At 64.2% G+C, this 13,793-nt stretch carries 14 protein-coding genes and 1 riboswitch; of the genes, 9 read left to right on the top strand and 5 right to left on the bottom strand.

The window, feature by feature from the left end; translation table 11 throughout:
* The first annotated feature begins 17 nt into the window (after positions 1–17).
* Genes LZ536_RS07640 through LZ536_RS07625 form a run of 4 tightly spaced genes read left to right on the top strand, consistent with a single transcriptional unit; the run spans position 18 to position 4,484 of the window.
* Complete coding sequence (locus tag LZ536_RS07640) at positions 18–2,579, top strand: helicase-related protein (protein WP_249847814.1); 2,562 nt, start codon at positions 18–20, stop codon at positions 2,577–2,579.
* A complete protein-coding gene (locus LZ536_RS07635) occupies positions 2,576–2,842 on the top strand; it encodes an RNA-binding S4 domain-containing protein (protein WP_249847813.1) in 267 nt (88 codons plus the stop codon). Before LZ536_RS07640 ends, LZ536_RS07635 begins: the two co-directional genes overlap by 4 nt.
* Positions 2,843–2,872: 30 nt before the next feature.
* Positions 2,873–3,211: a ferredoxin FdxA gene (gene fdxA / locus LZ536_RS07630; RefSeq protein ID WP_249847812.1), complete on the top strand. Its 339-nt coding sequence runs from the start codon at positions 2,873–2,875 to the stop codon at positions 3,209–3,211.
* Positions 3,212–3,248: 37 nt separating this feature from the next.
* Positions 3,249–4,484 carry an MlaA family lipoprotein gene (locus LZ536_RS07625; RefSeq protein ID WP_249847811.1) on the top strand — a complete coding sequence of 412 codons (1,236 nt, stop codon included), beginning with the start codon at positions 3,249–3,251 and terminating at the stop codon, positions 4,482–4,484.
* A 7-nt stretch (positions 4,485–4,491) separates the two neighbouring features.
* On the opposite strand, the gene LZ536_RS07620 is transcribed toward LZ536_RS07625, so the two are convergent.
* The 3 genes from LZ536_RS07620 to cysD are packed head-to-tail and all read right to left on the bottom strand — an operon-like array spanning position 4,492 to position 7,495.
* The gene (locus tag LZ536_RS07620; protein WP_249847810.1) at positions 4,492–4,743 is read right to left on the bottom strand and encodes a hypothetical protein; all 252 of its coding nucleotides are present in this window, start codon (positions 4,741–4,743) and stop codon (positions 4,492–4,494) included.
* Positions 4,740–6,593 carry a sulfate adenylyltransferase subunit CysN gene (cysN, locus tag LZ536_RS07615; protein ID WP_249847809.1) on the bottom strand — a complete coding sequence of 618 codons (1,854 nt, stop codon included), beginning with the start codon at positions 6,591–6,593 and terminating at the stop codon, positions 4,740–4,742. Before cysN ends, LZ536_RS07620 begins: the two co-directional genes overlap by 4 nt.
* On the bottom strand, positions 6,593–7,495 hold the full coding sequence (gene cysD, locus LZ536_RS07610) for a sulfate adenylyltransferase subunit CysD (protein ID WP_249847808.1): 903 nt from the start codon (positions 7,493–7,495) through the stop codon (positions 6,593–6,595). The genes cysN and cysD overlap by 1 nt, the downstream gene beginning before the upstream one ends.
* Positions 7,496–7,716: 221 nt before the next feature.
* On the opposite strand from cysD, the gene LZ536_RS07605 reads away from it, so the two are divergent.
* Positions 7,717–8,217 (top strand): EF-hand domain-containing protein, encoded by a 501-nt coding sequence (locus LZ536_RS07605; RefSeq protein WP_249847807.1) that lies wholly within the window; start codon positions 7,717–7,719, stop codon positions 8,215–8,217.
* Position 8,218: 1 nt separating this feature from the next.
* Here LZ536_RS07605 and LZ536_RS07600 read toward each other — a convergent pair whose 3' ends face one another.
* Positions 8,219–9,139 (bottom strand): hypothetical protein, encoded by a 921-nt coding sequence (locus tag LZ536_RS07600; protein WP_249847806.1) that lies wholly within the window; start codon positions 9,137–9,139, stop codon positions 8,219–8,221.
* A 189-nt stretch (positions 9,140–9,328) separates the two neighbouring features.
* A riboswitch (TPP riboswitch) is annotated at positions 9,329–9,436 on the top strand.
* On the opposite strand from LZ536_RS07600, the gene LZ536_RS07595 reads away from it, so the two are divergent.
* From LZ536_RS07595 to LZ536_RS07580, 4 genes are all read left to right on the top strand, one after another.
* Complete coding sequence (locus tag LZ536_RS07595; protein ID WP_249847805.1) at positions 9,427–9,837, top strand: DUF2065 domain-containing protein; 411 nt, start codon at positions 9,427–9,429, stop codon at positions 9,835–9,837. (Overlaps the previous riboswitch by 10 nt.)
* 12 nt (positions 9,838–9,849) lie before the next feature.
* Positions 9,850–11,754: a phosphomethylpyrimidine synthase ThiC gene (gene thiC, locus LZ536_RS07590; RefSeq protein ID WP_249847804.1), complete on the top strand. Its 1,905-nt coding sequence runs from the start codon at positions 9,850–9,852 to the stop codon at positions 11,752–11,754.
* 21 nt (positions 11,755–11,775) lie between these two features.
* Complete coding sequence (locus tag LZ536_RS07585; protein ID WP_249847803.1) at positions 11,776–12,168, top strand: hypothetical protein; 393 nt, start codon at positions 11,776–11,778, stop codon at positions 12,166–12,168.
* A gap of 108 nt (positions 12,169–12,276) precedes the next feature.
* Positions 12,277–12,579, top strand: a complete 303-nt coding sequence (locus LZ536_RS07580; protein ID WP_249847802.1) for a hypothetical protein — start codon at positions 12,277–12,279, stop codon at positions 12,577–12,579.
* Positions 12,580–12,584: 5 nt separating this feature from the next.
* On the opposite strand, the gene LZ536_RS07575 is transcribed toward LZ536_RS07580, so the two are convergent.
* Positions 12,585–13,781: a hypothetical protein gene (locus tag LZ536_RS07575; protein ID WP_249847801.1), complete on the bottom strand. Its 1,197-nt coding sequence runs from the start codon at positions 13,779–13,781 to the stop codon at positions 12,585–12,587.
* Between the last annotated feature and the right edge of the window lie 12 nt (positions 13,782–13,793).

The raw sequence follows: 13,793 nt of genomic DNA, 5'->3' as shown, positions 1-13,793 counted from the left end.
GTCCAGTAACAAAGACAATGCTTGCGCTTCGCGGTGGCCATGCCAACATCGCAAGCATGTCCGGTGACTCCCTTGTGCGGGCCATCCTTGGGCCCACCAATACCGGCAAGACCTACCTCGCCATTGAACGCTTGTGCGGCCACTCCAGCGGGGTCATCGGCTTCCCATTGCGGCTGCTGGCGCGCGAAGTTTACGACCGCGTCTGCAAGATCAAGGGCGAGAACAATGTCGCTTTGATTACCGGCGAGGAGCGGATCGTCCCCAAAGGAGCGCGCTACGTGCTGTGCACCGCCGAGAGCATGCCCGTGGTCGGGGGCCGCGATGACCGCGCTCACGAAGCCGTCTTCCCGAAGGACTTCGCTTTCGCCGCCATCGATGAGGCCCAGCTCGGTATCGATCCCGAGCGCGGCCACGTCTTCACCGATCGCATGCTGCGCGCCCGCGGCCGGGAGGAGACTTTGATCCTCGGCTCCGACACGCTGAAGCCCTTGGTTCGCCAGCTGCTGCCGGAAGCGGAGATCGTCAGCCGACCGCGTTTCTCGACCTTGCGCTATGCCGGCTCGGTCAAGCTCTCGCGCCTGCCGCCGCGCTCCGCCATTGTCGCCTTCTCGGCCGAGCAGGTCTACGCGCTCGCCGAGATGCTGCGCCGCTTCAAGGGCGGCGCCGCGGTCGTCATGGGTGCTTTGTCGCCGTCCACCCGTAACGCCCAGGTCGACATGTTCCAGCGCGGCGAGGTCGATTATCTCGTCGCCACCGACGCCATCGGCATGGGCCTCAACATGGACGTTACGCACGTCGCCTTCGCCGGGCTCAGCAAGTTCGACGGGCGCCGCGACCGCCGCCTCACCATCTCCGAAATGGCGCAGATCGCCGGTCGCGCCGGGCGTCACCAGAAGGACGGTAGCTTCGGCACTTTGGGCCTTGGCGGAGATGCCGCGCCGGAATTCTCCGACGAGGAGATTGAGGCCATCGAGGACCACCGTTTCCGGCCGCTCGACTTCCTCTACTGGCGCAACAACGAGCTCGATTACACCGACGTGACGAGCCTCATCGCCAGCCTCGAATGTAAATCTGAGAATCCACTGCTGCGTCCGGCGCCGCTGGCGATCGACCTCGCCGTTCTGAAGCTGCTTGCTGAAGATCCGGCGATTGCGACGCGGCGCGGTTCGGCGGCTCGACGGCTGTGGAGCGTCTGCGGCCTACCCGACTTTCGCAAGGTCGGCCCGATGCACCATGCCCGCATGGTCCGCCGCCTTTATTCTTACATCGGCGAGGGCGGCCACGTCCCGCACGAATGGTTCGCGGCCGAGGTCGCCCGGCTCGACAATGTCCAGGGCGATATCGAGGTGCTGGCCGACCGCCTCGCCGGTATCCGCAGCTGGGCCTATATCGCCCAGCGGTCCGACTGGCTCGCCGATCCGCAACGCTGGGCCGAGCGCACGCGGCAGGTCGAAGCCCGGCTCAGCGATGCATTGCACGAGCGGCTGACCCAGCGCTTCGTTGACCGCCGCACCGCCGTGCTGGTCCGCGACATCGGCGCGCGCGGCGCTGATGCCTTGCCGGTGACTGTCGCCGCCGATGGCGAGGTCAGCGTCGGGCCGGAGCCAATTGGCCACCTCGCCGGCTTCGATTTCCGCGTCGATCCCAACGCGCGCCTCGCCGACAAGCGTATGCTGCTCGCCGCAGCCGAGCGGCGCCTGGGCGATGAACTCGACCGTCGCGCGCGCACCCTTATCGAAGCGGACGACGACTGGTTCGGATTGGCGGTCGAGGAGAACGGCGGGCTTGCCGTGACATGGGAGGGCCATGTCCTCGCCCGCCTCGCTCCCGGCCGCGCCCTTCTCGAACCCGCCCTACGCACCAGCCGCGCCCTGGATCGCCTATCGGTGCAGCGCCGGGCAGCCCTGCGCGCCCGCCTCGAGTCCTGGCTCGATCGGTCGATCCAGCGCCAGCTCGGCCCGCTCAAGGCGCTGTCGCGAACCGCCGCCGACCCCAATGCGACGGCCGGAGTCCGGGCGCTCGCGGCGATGCTCGTCGATGCCGGCGGCGTCATCCCGCGCCGCGCCGTCGCCGCGCAGATCGCCGCGCTCAACAAGGCCGATCGCTACGTCCTTGGCCGGATGAAAGTGCGCCTGGGCGCGCTCGACATCCACATCCCCGCCTTGCTGAAGCCGGGGGCCCAGCACTGGCGCGCGGCGCTGCTCGCGGTCCGCACCAACCAGCCCATGCCGGTCCTGCCTGCGGCAGGCGCAGCCGTGCTTTCAGGCGATGCCGACCCGCGCGGCGCCGAGCTGGCCTTCCGCCGCTTCGGCGCAACCTGGCTCCGTCTCGACCTCGTCGAGCGTCTTGCCGCCCACGCCCACCAGGTCCGAGGGAATGGCGGCGACGATCCGGTCGACCGCGAACTGGTCACGTCCCTTGGCCTCGATGAAGAAGCGATCGGGCGGCTGATGAAGGAAGTCGGATTCGAGACCCGCGACGGCGCCTGGAAATGGCGCGGTCGCCGCCCCGACCGCCGGCCCGCAGCTTCGCCGTCCGCCGGTCATGCCTTTGCCGAGCTCGCCAAGCTGAAGAAGTGAGGATCGACCTCTTCCTGCATCGCATCCGGCTGGCGAAGAGCCGCTCACTCGCACAGGCGATCATCAGGCAGGGAACGACCCGCATCGACGGCAAGCGTGTCGAGAAGCCGAGCGACACGGTGACGGTCGGCAGCGTCATTGCCCTGCCACTGCATGGCAAGGTCCGCGTCATCCGTATCCTCGCCCTGCCAGATCGCCGCGGCCCGGCCAGCGAAGCGCGCGCCGCCTACGCGGAGATTGACGAGACCAGCGCCGCGACCTAGCGACGGGGGCAACAAGGGAGAAGCCGACCCATGACTTACGTCGTCACCGACGCCTGCATCCGCTGCAAATACATGGACTGCGTCGAGGTCTGTCCGGTCGACTGCTTCTATGAGGGCGACAATATGCTCGTCATCAACCCGAACGAATGCATCGACTGCGGCGTTTGCGAGCCGGAATGCCCGGCCGAGGCGATCCTGCCCGACACCGAGTCCGGCCAGGAAAAATGGCTGGAACTGAATGCGACCTTCTCCACCCAATGGCCGAACATCACGCGCAAGAAGGAAAGCCCTGCCGACGCCGACGAGCACAAGGGCGAGGAAGGCAAGTACGACAAATATTTCTCGGCCGATCCCGGCGACGGCGACTGAGGTCGACAAGATCGGACGCTGCGCTGGGGATGAGTGAATGAGCGTTACGGCACTGACGACTGCGATGACGGTAGCAGCCGCGGCGGTGCCCAACGGTAATGCGTCGGCCTCGGCGGCGTCCGTCGCGACGGTGCTGGCCGCGGCCGATCGTGACCAGTGGGAAGTCGCAACGGCGGCAGGCGCCGAGGCGCTCCAATCCTCGGCAACGGCCCAGGCTCCGGCGTCGCCCCAATCCAGCGAACCCCAGAATCCAATCCACCTGGGACCAGCCGAACCGGCCCGCCCGATCATTCAGGTTCCGGCGACGCAAACGGACTCCCAGGCTTCGCCCCCGGGCGGCGAACAGGAAGACATCATCGTCGTCGGACGGAAGCCCAACCCAGCCGACCCGCTTGAGGAACTCAATTCGCAATCGTACGAGGTCGCCCAGACGGTCGACAAGTCTTTCGTCGCCCCGGTCGCCTTCGCCTATGGCGAGATCATGCCCCGCCCGGTCCGCAAGGGCCTGCGCAACTTCCTGCATAACCTCGGCGAGCCCGTCGTCTTCATCAACTACATGCTGCAGCTGAAGCCGGGCAAGGCAGCCGAGACCCTCGGGCGCTTCGCGATCAACACCACGCTCGGTTGGGGCGGTGTGATCGATATCGCTAAGCGAAAGCCCTTCAACCTGCCCCATCGCGAAAACGGCTTCGCCAATACGCTCGGCTATTATGGCGTGAAGCCGGGACCTTATTTCTATCTGCCGCTGGTGGGGCCTACCACGTTGCGCGACTTCATCGGCGGCCGGCTGGACCTGATGGTCATGCCGGCGATCTTTCCGAAGTGGTTTGCCAGGAAGGAGATCGTCACTCCTGTCTGGGTGTTGAGCGAACTCGGACGTCGCCTGGAATTCAATGACGAACTGACCAGGATTCACGCGACTTTGGATCCCTATGTCGCCGCGCGCACCTATTATCTGCAGAAGCGGCAAGCCGAAATCGATGCTCTCCACGGCCGTAAGGCTTCCGCCGACACGTCTACCGCGCCGGCGGCGACACCACCGCCTGTCCCGGACCGTCCTGAAGGGCAGATGCCGGCGGGCTCCAGCGGCGTATCCAGCATCGGTAGTGACGTCGGTCGCCAACTGCTCGACGCCGGGCAGCTCGCCGGCAATTTGTCGCTTTCCGGTGCGGGCCGCGCCGCGCCTCTGGCCGTGGATTTCGCTGATTGGCCCGCCGTCGACCTGCGCGCTGTGGCGGTCGAGTGGGGCGGAAGGATCGAGCTCGCCTGGTAGGCGGCCGTCAGGCAGCCGGCTCGGCCATACGCCGCTTGTGGTAACGTGTGCGCTGGATCACGACCGCGATCAGGATTGCCCAGCCGACGAACAGCAGCGCGCCCGAATAAAGGTCGAACTGCCCGCCGCGCACAAACATCACGACGACGCCGGCAAGGACAACCGCAAGACCTACCCAGCGCCAGACTTTGTAGAGCCCGCGTAGCTCGCGCTTGTAGGCGGTCAACTCGTCCGGATCCTTGAGGTTCGGGCGGGTCATTGCATCCTCCCCATCAGCGCACCGACAATCATGTCCGCGGCCTGCTCGGCCGTCATCGCCGTCGTGTCGATGCGGAGATCGGGCTTTTCGGGCGGCTCATAGGGGCTGTCTATACCGGTGAAATTGGCGATCTCGCCCGCCCGCGCCTTGGCATAAAGGCCTTTGACGTCGCGCTCTTCGGCGACGCTGAGCGGCACATCGACAAATACCTCGATGAACTCGCCTTCCGCCATCATTGCCCGCACCATGTCGCGTTCGGCACGGAAGGGTGAGATGAAGGCGGTGATGACGATCAGGCCGGCATCGCTCATCAGTCGCGCCACCTCGCCGACACGGCGGATGTTTTCGATGCGGTCGGCCTCGGTAAAGCCCAGGTCCTTGTTGAGGCCGTGGCGGACGTTGTCGCCATCCAGCAGGAAGGTGTGCCGGCCGCGCGCCAGCAGCTTCTTCTCGACGAGGTTGGCGATGGTCGACTTTCCGGCTCCGCTCAGGCCCGTAAGCCAGACAACTGCCGGCTTCTGCCCCTTTTGCGCCGCATGCACGTCTCGGCTGACATCGACGTGCTGCCAGTGGACGTTGGTCGCCCGGCGCAGCGCGAAATGGATCATCCCGGCCGCGACGGTGGCGTTGGTCAGCTTGTCGATCAGGATGAAGCCGCCAAGCGCGCGGCTGTCCGCATAAGGCTCAAAGACGATGTCGTCGTCCGTGGTCAGTTCGACAACCCCGATGTCGTTCAAGCCCAAAGTCTTGGCGGCGAGGTGTTCCTGCGTGTTGACGTTCACCGCATATTTGGGCGCATGCACGGTCGCATTGACGGTTCGGGCACCGAGTTTCAGCCAGTAACCGCGGCCCGGGACCATCTCTGCTTCCGCCATCCAGACGAGGTCGGCCTCGAATTGGTCGGCGGCCTGCGCCGGGTCGTCGGCGGCGGCAATGACATCGCCCCGCGCGCAATCCACCTCGTCGGTAAGCGTGACGACAATTGACTGCCCGGCGGTCGCAAGGTGGAGCTCCGCTTCGCCAAGCAGGATACGCGCAACCTTGCTCGTCCGGCCCGATGGCAGGATCCGAACCGCATCGCCGACCCGCACCGTGCCGCTGGAAATCTGGCCGGCAAAGCCGCGGAAATCGAGATTGGGGCGGACAACATATTGGACCGGCAGGCGTAGCGGGCGCCCGGCGTTTTCGTCACTGCCGAGGGGCACCGTCTCGAGGTGCTCCAGCAGGCTTGGCCCGGCATACCAGGGCATCGTCCGCTCGCCGCCGCTGACGACATTGTCGCCGTTGAGGCCAGAGACCGGGATCGCCATCCAAATCGCAATTCCGGCACCATCGGCAAAGGCGCGATAGTCGCTGACCACAGCATCGAACGCCGCCTGGTCGTAATCGACCAGGTCCATTTTCGTCACCGCAACGACGATGTTGCGGATGCCGACGAGCTTCGCCAGCAGGCTGTGACGCCGGGTTTGGGTCAGCACACCCTTGCGTGCATCGACCAGCAGCACGGCGAGGTCGGCGGTCGACGCGCCGGTGACCATATTGCGTGTATATTGTTCGTGGCCCGGCGTGTCGGCGACGATGAAGCGCCGCTTGTCGGTTCCGAAATAGCGATAGGCGACGTCGATGGTGATACCCTGTTCGCGCTCGGCACTGAGGCCGTCGACCAGCAAGGCGAAGTCGATGTTCTCGCCCTGCGTTCCGACCCGTGCGCTCTCTGCTTCCAGCGCATCCGCCTGGTCGTCGAAGATCGATTTGCTGTCGTAGAGCAGCCGTCCGATCAGCGTCGACTTGCCGTCATCGACGCTGCCGCAGGTGATGAAGCGCAGCAGGTCGCCACCCCCGCCACCCATCAGAAATAGCCCTCGACTTTCTTCCGCTCCATCGCATGGTCGCCGCCTTCCTTGTCGATGGCGCGGCCCTGGCGTTCGGACGTCCGCGAGCGTTCCATCTCGGCGACGATTGCAGAGATGTCGGCGGCTTCGCTTTCGACAGCTCCGGTCAGGGGGTAGCAGCCGAGGGTCCGGAACCGGATGCGCCGCGTAATCGGGTGCTCCCCATCATTCAGCCGGAAGCGCTCGTCATCGACCATCAGGATCCGGCCGTCTCGCTCGACGACCTCGCGCTCGGCGGAGAAATAGAGCGGTACGACCTCGATGCCCTCGCGCTGGATATATCGCCAGACGTCGAGCTCGGTCCAATTCGACAGCGGGAAGACGCGGACGCTTTCGCCGGGCTTCATCCGCAGATTGTAGAGTGACCACAGTTCCGGCCGCTGCGCGCGCGGATCCCAGCGATGCGATTTGGAGCGCCGCGATACGACGCGTTCCTTGGCGCGGCTTTTCTCCTCGTCGCGGCGCGCCCCGCCGAATGCCGCGTCATATTGCCCGGCCTCCAGCGCCTGGCGCAGCCCTTCGGTCTTCCACAGGTCGGTATGCAGCGCCCCGTGGTCGAAAGGATTGATGCCCTTCGCCTCGGCTTCCGGATTGGTATGCACGATCAACCGGATACCCGGCTCGGCAGCGACCTTGTCGCGGAGCGCGTACATGTCGCGAAACTTCCAGGTCGTATCGACATGCAGCAGGGGGAAGGGCAGAGGCCCGGGCGCAAACGCCTTCTTCGCCAGGTGCAGCATGACCGCGCTGTCCTTGCCGATCGAATAGAGCATGACCGGCCGCTTCGCTTCGGCGACCGTCTCGCGCAGGATATGGATACTCTCGGCCTCGAGCCGGTCGAGATAGGACAATCCGTTCATTGCCCATCGGGTTAGCCCGCGCTCCGCGAAAAGGAAACGGGCCGGGGATGGCCTATTCAGGATGAGGTCAGGAAGCATTCGCCAGTTTCGTCCGGCTTTTCCTTTGGCTGCCAACGGTCTAAGCGGCCCGCGGCCTCAGGATTTTCGTCGGGGTTCCGTGGGATAGACGAACCGTACGCCACCGGACTGACCAAGTGACATCCACCCCTGGAGATACAACCGTGATCAATCGCATCATCGTGACCGCTTTCTTGTTCGCCTCCGCTGCTCCGGCGCTCGCGCAGGCCGCTGCTCCCGCACAGGGCCCACAACCCCTCAGCAAGGCGACCTTCATGCAGAAGATCGACAGCGCATTCGTCGCCGTCGACTCCAACAAGGACGGCTTTGCCGATCGGGCCGAGCTGGAGGCGGCCGAGACCAAGGGGTTGGCGGCTCGCAAGCAAACCCTCCTGAAGGAGCGCGAAGCGGCGTTCCGCAAGATGGACGCCGACAAGAACGGAACGCTGACCTTGCAGGAATTCAATGCGATCGCATCGGCTCAGGCGCTGCCCAAGGCCGACGTCGCGCCTTTGCTCAGCAAGATGGACACGAACAAGGACGGAAAGATCAGCCTTGCCGAAAATCGGGGCCCCGCCATGGCTCAGTTCGACCGCGCCGACACAAACAAGGACGGCACGCTGAGCGTTGACGAGGAGCGCGCGGCGGCCCGCGCCAAGCGCTAATCTACTGTTTCGCCGGCGGGGGCTCGTCGCCGGCGCCCTTCTCGATCGCCCGTGCGATATTCTCTGCTTGCTGGCGCGCCGAACGGTTGTTCTCGCGCTGGGTGTAGAAGCCCCGCAACGCACCGCGGTCGAACTGTGACAGGCGGTCCGGAGCGGGACTATTATCGGCGCGCGCTTCGAACAGCGACAGGATCGAGCCGGGGTCCAGCTCCGAGGCGTCCTGCCTGACGTCGAGCATGATGTGCATGGTCGCCAGGTCCGCCAGCTGTCGCAGGCTCTTCCCCACCGTTTGCTGCCGGTCGATGACGACGAAGCCGACCAGCATGTCCTCGCGCACATTTGTGTAGAGTCGGCTGGCGGCGGCATTGCGATTGATCCTGGCGTCCGCCGGCATTCCGCCAAGCATTCCCATCTGCCCCAGCTCCTGACCGTCCCGGCCGCGCATGTCGGTGACATGCCAGCTCGTCACCGGGCGTTGCACGGCCGTGAACTTCGCAAGCTCTTTCGGGGTCATGCTGAAATAGCCCGGTTCCTCTTCTGCGAAGGCCTTCACCAACTCGAGCGGCTGGTCGATGAAGATGATAGCGGCGTTGAAGGTGCAGCCCGGCTTACCGGCCTTGCCGCCGACGGCAATCACGTTCTCGCGGATCATGCGCGTCAGGCTGGCAGTCCAGTCGCGCGGCATGCCGATGACGATCGGGCAGAGTTCGTCCTCGAACCGCGCGAACTGCTCGCTGTCCGATTGCTCGATCAGCTTCTTCAAGGCCTGTGCGATCTGCTTGCGCTGGCCCGTGACGACGACGGATTCATCGGTTTGCTTGCTGCTGGCGCTCGACGCCCGGACGTCAACCTGCGCGGCGGCCGGAACTGCGCCGGCTGCGGCAAGCAGCGCGGCAATGGTGACGGAAAGCACTCGGTTCATGGACGTCCTCCTGTTCCGGCCAATGTCTACCCGGACGGCCGGTGAGCGGCATGAGATCCAGCTGAGCTCCTGCTGAAATCGCGGCTGTATTATCCGCTCGCGATAGCGGGAGTCGCGGCCTTTTCGACAAATCGACGGACCGCCCGGCCCTCGCGGCAATCGACAGGGCCGTCCATCCCGCCTACAGGCGACTCTTCCCCGGGGGACCGCGCGCAAGCGGTTGAGAGGCGGCTGAGGCCGCGACCCGCCGAACCTGATCCGGCTCAAACCGGCGGAGGAAGAGGAAGATGACGACTGCCATACCCCTGACATTGCATCTCCTGGTGCTCATCGGCCTCTACGAGCTCGCCGCGGGCATCGCGGGATTCACCGGCCGCATCGACTGGCGGGCCATGATGGAGGAGTTCGAACGCTCGCCCTCGCTCGCCTTCGTCACTGGATTCGTCGTGTTTGTCATCGGCGGCGTCATGATCATGAACCACCACCACTGGACCGACCTGCTCGCCATCATCGTCTCGGCGATTGCCTGGATCGCGCTGGTCGAAGGACTGCTCATCATGATCGCCGCGCGCCCACTGCTTATCTTCTTCAGGCCCGTCGTCGTGAACCAGCGGATGATTTCGCTCTTCGCCGCGACCTTCGGAATCGTCCTCATCATCCTCGGCCTGACCGGCCGGGCTGATCCCATCGCTATTTAAGGAAGTCCAGTCATGGCCGACATTCCCGCCCGCACAGAACTCTCCGTCACGACTGGCCCGATCCGCGGCAGCCGCAAGATCTTCGTCGGCGACCGCCGCGTCGCCATGCGCGCCGTCGACCTCGAACCGACCAGCGGCGAGCCGCCAGTCACCCTCTACGACACCAGTGGGCCCTACACCGACCCCGAAGCGCGGATCGACATCATGGCCGGCCTGCCCGAGCTTCGCCGCGACTGGATCCGCGGCCGCGGCGACGTCGAGGAAGTCGCGCAGCGCGAGGTCCGGCCCGAGGACAATGGCCAACTCGGCCCCGACCGCTCCGGCGGCGTCCAGCCCTTCCCCAACGTCCGCCGCCGCGTGCTTCGCGCCAGACCGGGAGCCAACGTTTCGCAAATGCATTACGCCAGGCGGGGCATCATCACGCCCGAGATGGAATATGTGGCCATCCGCGAGAATCTCGGCCGCGAACGCGCCCGCGCCAACGCCCGCGACGGCGAGAGCTTCGGCGCCGCCATCCCCGATTTCGTCACCCCCGAATTCGTCCGCGACGAGGTCGCCCGCGGCCGCGCCATCATCCCCAACAACATCAACCACCCGGAATCCGAGCCGATGGCGATCGGCCGCAACTTCCTGGTCAAGATCAACGCCAACATCGGCAATAGCGCCGTCGCCTCCGACGTCGCATCCGAAGTCGACAAGATGGTCTGGGCGATCCGCTGGGGCGCGGACACGGTCATGGACCTGTCGACCGGCCGCAACATCCACGACACGCGCGAATGGATCATCCGCAACTCGCCCGTGCCGATCGGCACCGTTCCCATCTACCAGGCGCTCGAAAAGGTCGGCGGCATTGCCGAGGACCTGACCTGGGAGATTTTCCGCGACACGCTCATCGAGCAGGCCGAGCAGGGCGTCGACTATTTCACAATCCACGCCGGCGTCCGCCTGCCCTACGTGCCCCTGACCGCCAAGCGCGTCACCGGCATCGTCAGCCGCGGCGGCTCGATCATGGCGAAATGGTGCCTCGCCCACCACAAGGAGAGCTTCCTTTACGAGCGCTTCGACGAGATCAGCGAGATCATGAAGGCCTATGACATCGCCTACTCATTGGGCGACGGCCTCCGCCCCGGCAGCATCGCCGACGCCAATGACGAGGCGCAGTTCGCCGAGCTCTACACGCTCGGCGAGCTCACCAAGCGTGCTTGGGGGCAGGACGTGCAGGTGATGATCGAAGGCCCCGGCCACGTGCCGATGCACAAGATCAAGGAGAATATGGACAAGCAGCTGGAAAGCTGCGGCGAGGCGCCCTTCTACACCTTGGGCCCGCTGACCACGGACATCGCGCCCGGCTACGATCATATCACCAGCGGCATCGGCGCCGCCATGATCGGCTGGTACGGCACGGCGATGCTTTGTTACGTGACGCCCAAGGAGCATCTGGGCCTGCCCGACCGCGACGACGTCAAGGTCGGCGTCGTTACCTACAAGCTCGCCGCCCACGCCGCCGACCTCGCCAAGGGCCACCCGGCCGCCAAGGTCCGCGACGATGCGCTGTCGAAGGCGCGCTTCGAATTCCGCTGGCGCGACCAGTTCAACCTCAGCCTCGATCCCGACACAGCCGAGGAATATCACGACCAGACATTGCCCGCCGAAGGCGCCAAGACAGCCCACTTCTGCTCGATGTGCGGCCCGAAATTCTGCTCGATGAAGATTACTCAGGAGGTCCGAGAATTTGCCCGCCTCAACCCCTCGTCGCTCGTCCTGAGCGAAGTCGGAAGCGAAGCTGGCCCGAAGGGTCAACGGCGTGGGCAGGCCGCCGAAGAGTCTGCTGCCGTTAATGCAGAGGCGGGCATGGAAGAAATGAGCAAGCGTTTCCATGACGAAGGCGGGGAGCTATACCTGCCCGCAACAGACTGATTTTCACGAAGGAATCCTTAAATGAAGACCCTGAATATCGCCCTTGCGACCGCGCTCCTGGCCACCGGCGGCGCCGCGACCGCGCAGACCGCGACCGACGCCCAGTGCATCATCCTCGGCAACGCCTTCGCGGCCCAGGCCAAGGACCCCAAGGGGCAGAAGATCGCCGAAGCGGCGGTCTATTTCTACCTCGGCCGGATCAGCAATTCGATGACCGCCCCGCAGCTAAAGGCGCTGCTGGATGCGCAGACCAAGACGCTGAACAACGAAAACGCCGGCCCGACGATGCAGAAATGCGCCGCCGCCATCCAGGCCAAGGTCGACATGCTCGAAACCGCAGGCGGCAAGCCCGCCAATGCGGCAACGCCCGCAAAGCCGGCCCCGGGCAAGGGCACGCCGCCGCCGGGACGTTAAGCCGGACGACCGGCTAACCATCCTTGAGTTGACAAGCGGATGGCGGAGGCAAAGCATGCGCCTCCGCCCTGCATCGGGCTGGGCGCTTTCCGTCAAGGGAGATTGCCCATGTACGCAGCCGTTCGCCGCTACGAGGGGATCGTCGACGATGCCGAAGCCGGCCGCCTGGTCCGCGAAAGCTTCCTTCCCAGCCTCGACGATATCCCCGGCTTCGTCGCTTATTATTGGATCGACGCCGGCAACGGGGTGATGGCGTCCTTGAGCGTGTTCGAGGACAAGGACGGCGCCGACAAATCGGTCGAGTTCGCCCACGACTGGATCATTGCCAACGCGCCGGGCCTGTTTCCAAATCCGCCGCAGGTGACGGAGGGGTTGGTGGTGGCGAGTGAGCTGGCTTCGGTGAAGGGGTAGGGGCTTCAGATCAAATTCGGTAATTCGCTTAAACGCGAGCAAACCGTTGCGCGACCTAGGTCGACCGTCCGAGCAACCGCGGCAAATCGTCGGTCTGAACGCCAAACGTCTACGTACGGCGCGTACATGGAGTGCATGAGATCGCCAGCTAAACCCCGTTCGAGCTCTGCCTTTGTGCCATGAATGCCAATTGTTTGGGCGAGATAGGCCTTCAGTAAGTCCACATAGACTCTAATGGGCATCATAGTTCGGACCAAATGGTTGCCTTCCAGAGAGTCCAACTCTGCTTCCGATAGCCCAAACTCCTCTAACTCTGGAGCGGCCAAACCAAGCAGCATGGCTGAGATTCTCTGACGCTGGCCCTCAAACAGTCCAGCCCAGTGGTGTTTGACGGCGTCGAGTGGCAGCGCGGCTAACCCTTCAATGGTTCGTTCCATGCCGCTTTTGAGCTTTTCACCTGCGCCGCTTATCCACTGAGGAAAATTCTTATCTCCATCATATTTCTCGAAGTAGATTTTCACAAATCTGGTCGGCCTCGAGACCTCTGAGAAAAACCGTTTCGACGCGTCTTCGGCACTGATCTTTCCTTTGTGATGAAGAAGAAATGCCCCGAGGAAACCCTTTTCGGAAAGCCCGTACTCGCCCGCGATCAACGGGGCGGCTTCGTGTAGCATCCTTGCGAATGCTCGATCCGAAGCACCCTTCTCCGCAATCCGACGGGCCCTGCGGTTCATACCGACAGACTCGGCAATGATGGATTGCTTTATCTCGGTCAGTTTCTGGTCAAAGTCTTCAAAGACGTTGGAAATATTGGGGGTCCAATTATCCCGTGATTGGACCACAGCGAGATCGTGACCGCTTCCTTTCAGGGCAATGGCCGCCTCTCGTGCCAATAGTCTGCTCGGATTGATGCAACACCATCCGTTACAAAGCAGCTCAACTGCCTCTGCTCGAGCCATCGTCGTAGCTTCGAAGTCGGGGTGGTACTGGAGCAGCTCGGACAGAGTGACCATCGAATAGACAAATTGCACTTCGCCTGTGCCGGCTTTGGACAGGAGGTAGTCGAAAAGCTCCTTTGATTGACCGTCGGGCTTACCCCGGACCAATTCTCCGAACCTAGAGAAGTCTTGGGTGTCCAGATAGACACGCTTCGGTGCAGCTCGGATTAGCTCTGTTTCCGAAATCGGGCCTTGTTGGGCCATTCGTTGTTTCGA

This window comes from Sphingomonas alba, from assembly GCF_023516555.1.
Lineage (GTDB): Bacteria > Pseudomonadota > Alphaproteobacteria > Sphingomonadales > Sphingomonadaceae > Sphingomicrobium > Sphingomicrobium album.
Note: the sequence above shows the minus strand (reverse complement) of the source record. Positions and strands in the feature narration are given on the sequence as shown.

Bases quoted from the DNA above. Each gene is read 5' to 3' on its own strand.
- LZ536_RS07640 (WP_249847814.1), top strand. From the start codon at position 18: ATGCTTGCGCTTCGCGGTGGCCATGCCAACATCGCAAGCATGTCCGGT.
- fdxA (WP_249847812.1), top strand. From the start codon at position 2,873: ATGACTTACGTCGTCACCGACGCCTGCATCCGCTGCAAATACATGGAC.
- LZ536_RS07625 (WP_249847811.1), top strand. From the start codon at position 3,249: ATGAGCGTTACGGCACTGACGACTGCGATGACGGTAGCAGCCGCGGCG.
- LZ536_RS07620 (WP_249847810.1), bottom strand. From the start codon at position 4,743: ATGACCCGCCCGAACCTCAAGGATCCGGACGAGTTGACCGCCTACAAG.
- cysN (WP_249847809.1), bottom strand. From the start codon at position 6,593: ATGGGTGGCGGGGGTGGCGACCTGCTGCGCTTCATCACCTGCGGCAGC.
- cysD (WP_249847808.1), bottom strand. From the start codon at position 7,495: ATGAACGGATTGTCCTATCTCGACCGGCTCGAGGCCGAGAGTATCCAT.
- LZ536_RS07600 (WP_249847806.1), bottom strand. From the start codon at position 9,139: ATGAACCGAGTGCTTTCCGTCACCATTGCCGCGCTGCTTGCCGCAGCC.
- LZ536_RS07595 (WP_249847805.1), top strand. From the start codon at position 9,427: ATGACGACTGCCATACCCCTGACATTGCATCTCCTGGTGCTCATCGGC.
- thiC (WP_249847804.1), top strand. From the start codon at position 9,850: ATGGCCGACATTCCCGCCCGCACAGAACTCTCCGTCACGACTGGCCCG.
- LZ536_RS07585 (WP_249847803.1), top strand. From the start codon at position 11,776: ATGAAGACCCTGAATATCGCCCTTGCGACCGCGCTCCTGGCCACCGGC.
- LZ536_RS07580 (WP_249847802.1), top strand. From the start codon at position 12,277: ATGTACGCAGCCGTTCGCCGCTACGAGGGGATCGTCGACGATGCCGAA.
- LZ536_RS07575 (WP_249847801.1), bottom strand. From the start codon at position 13,781: ATGGCCCAACAAGGCCCGATTTCGGAAACAGAGCTAATCCGAGCTGCA.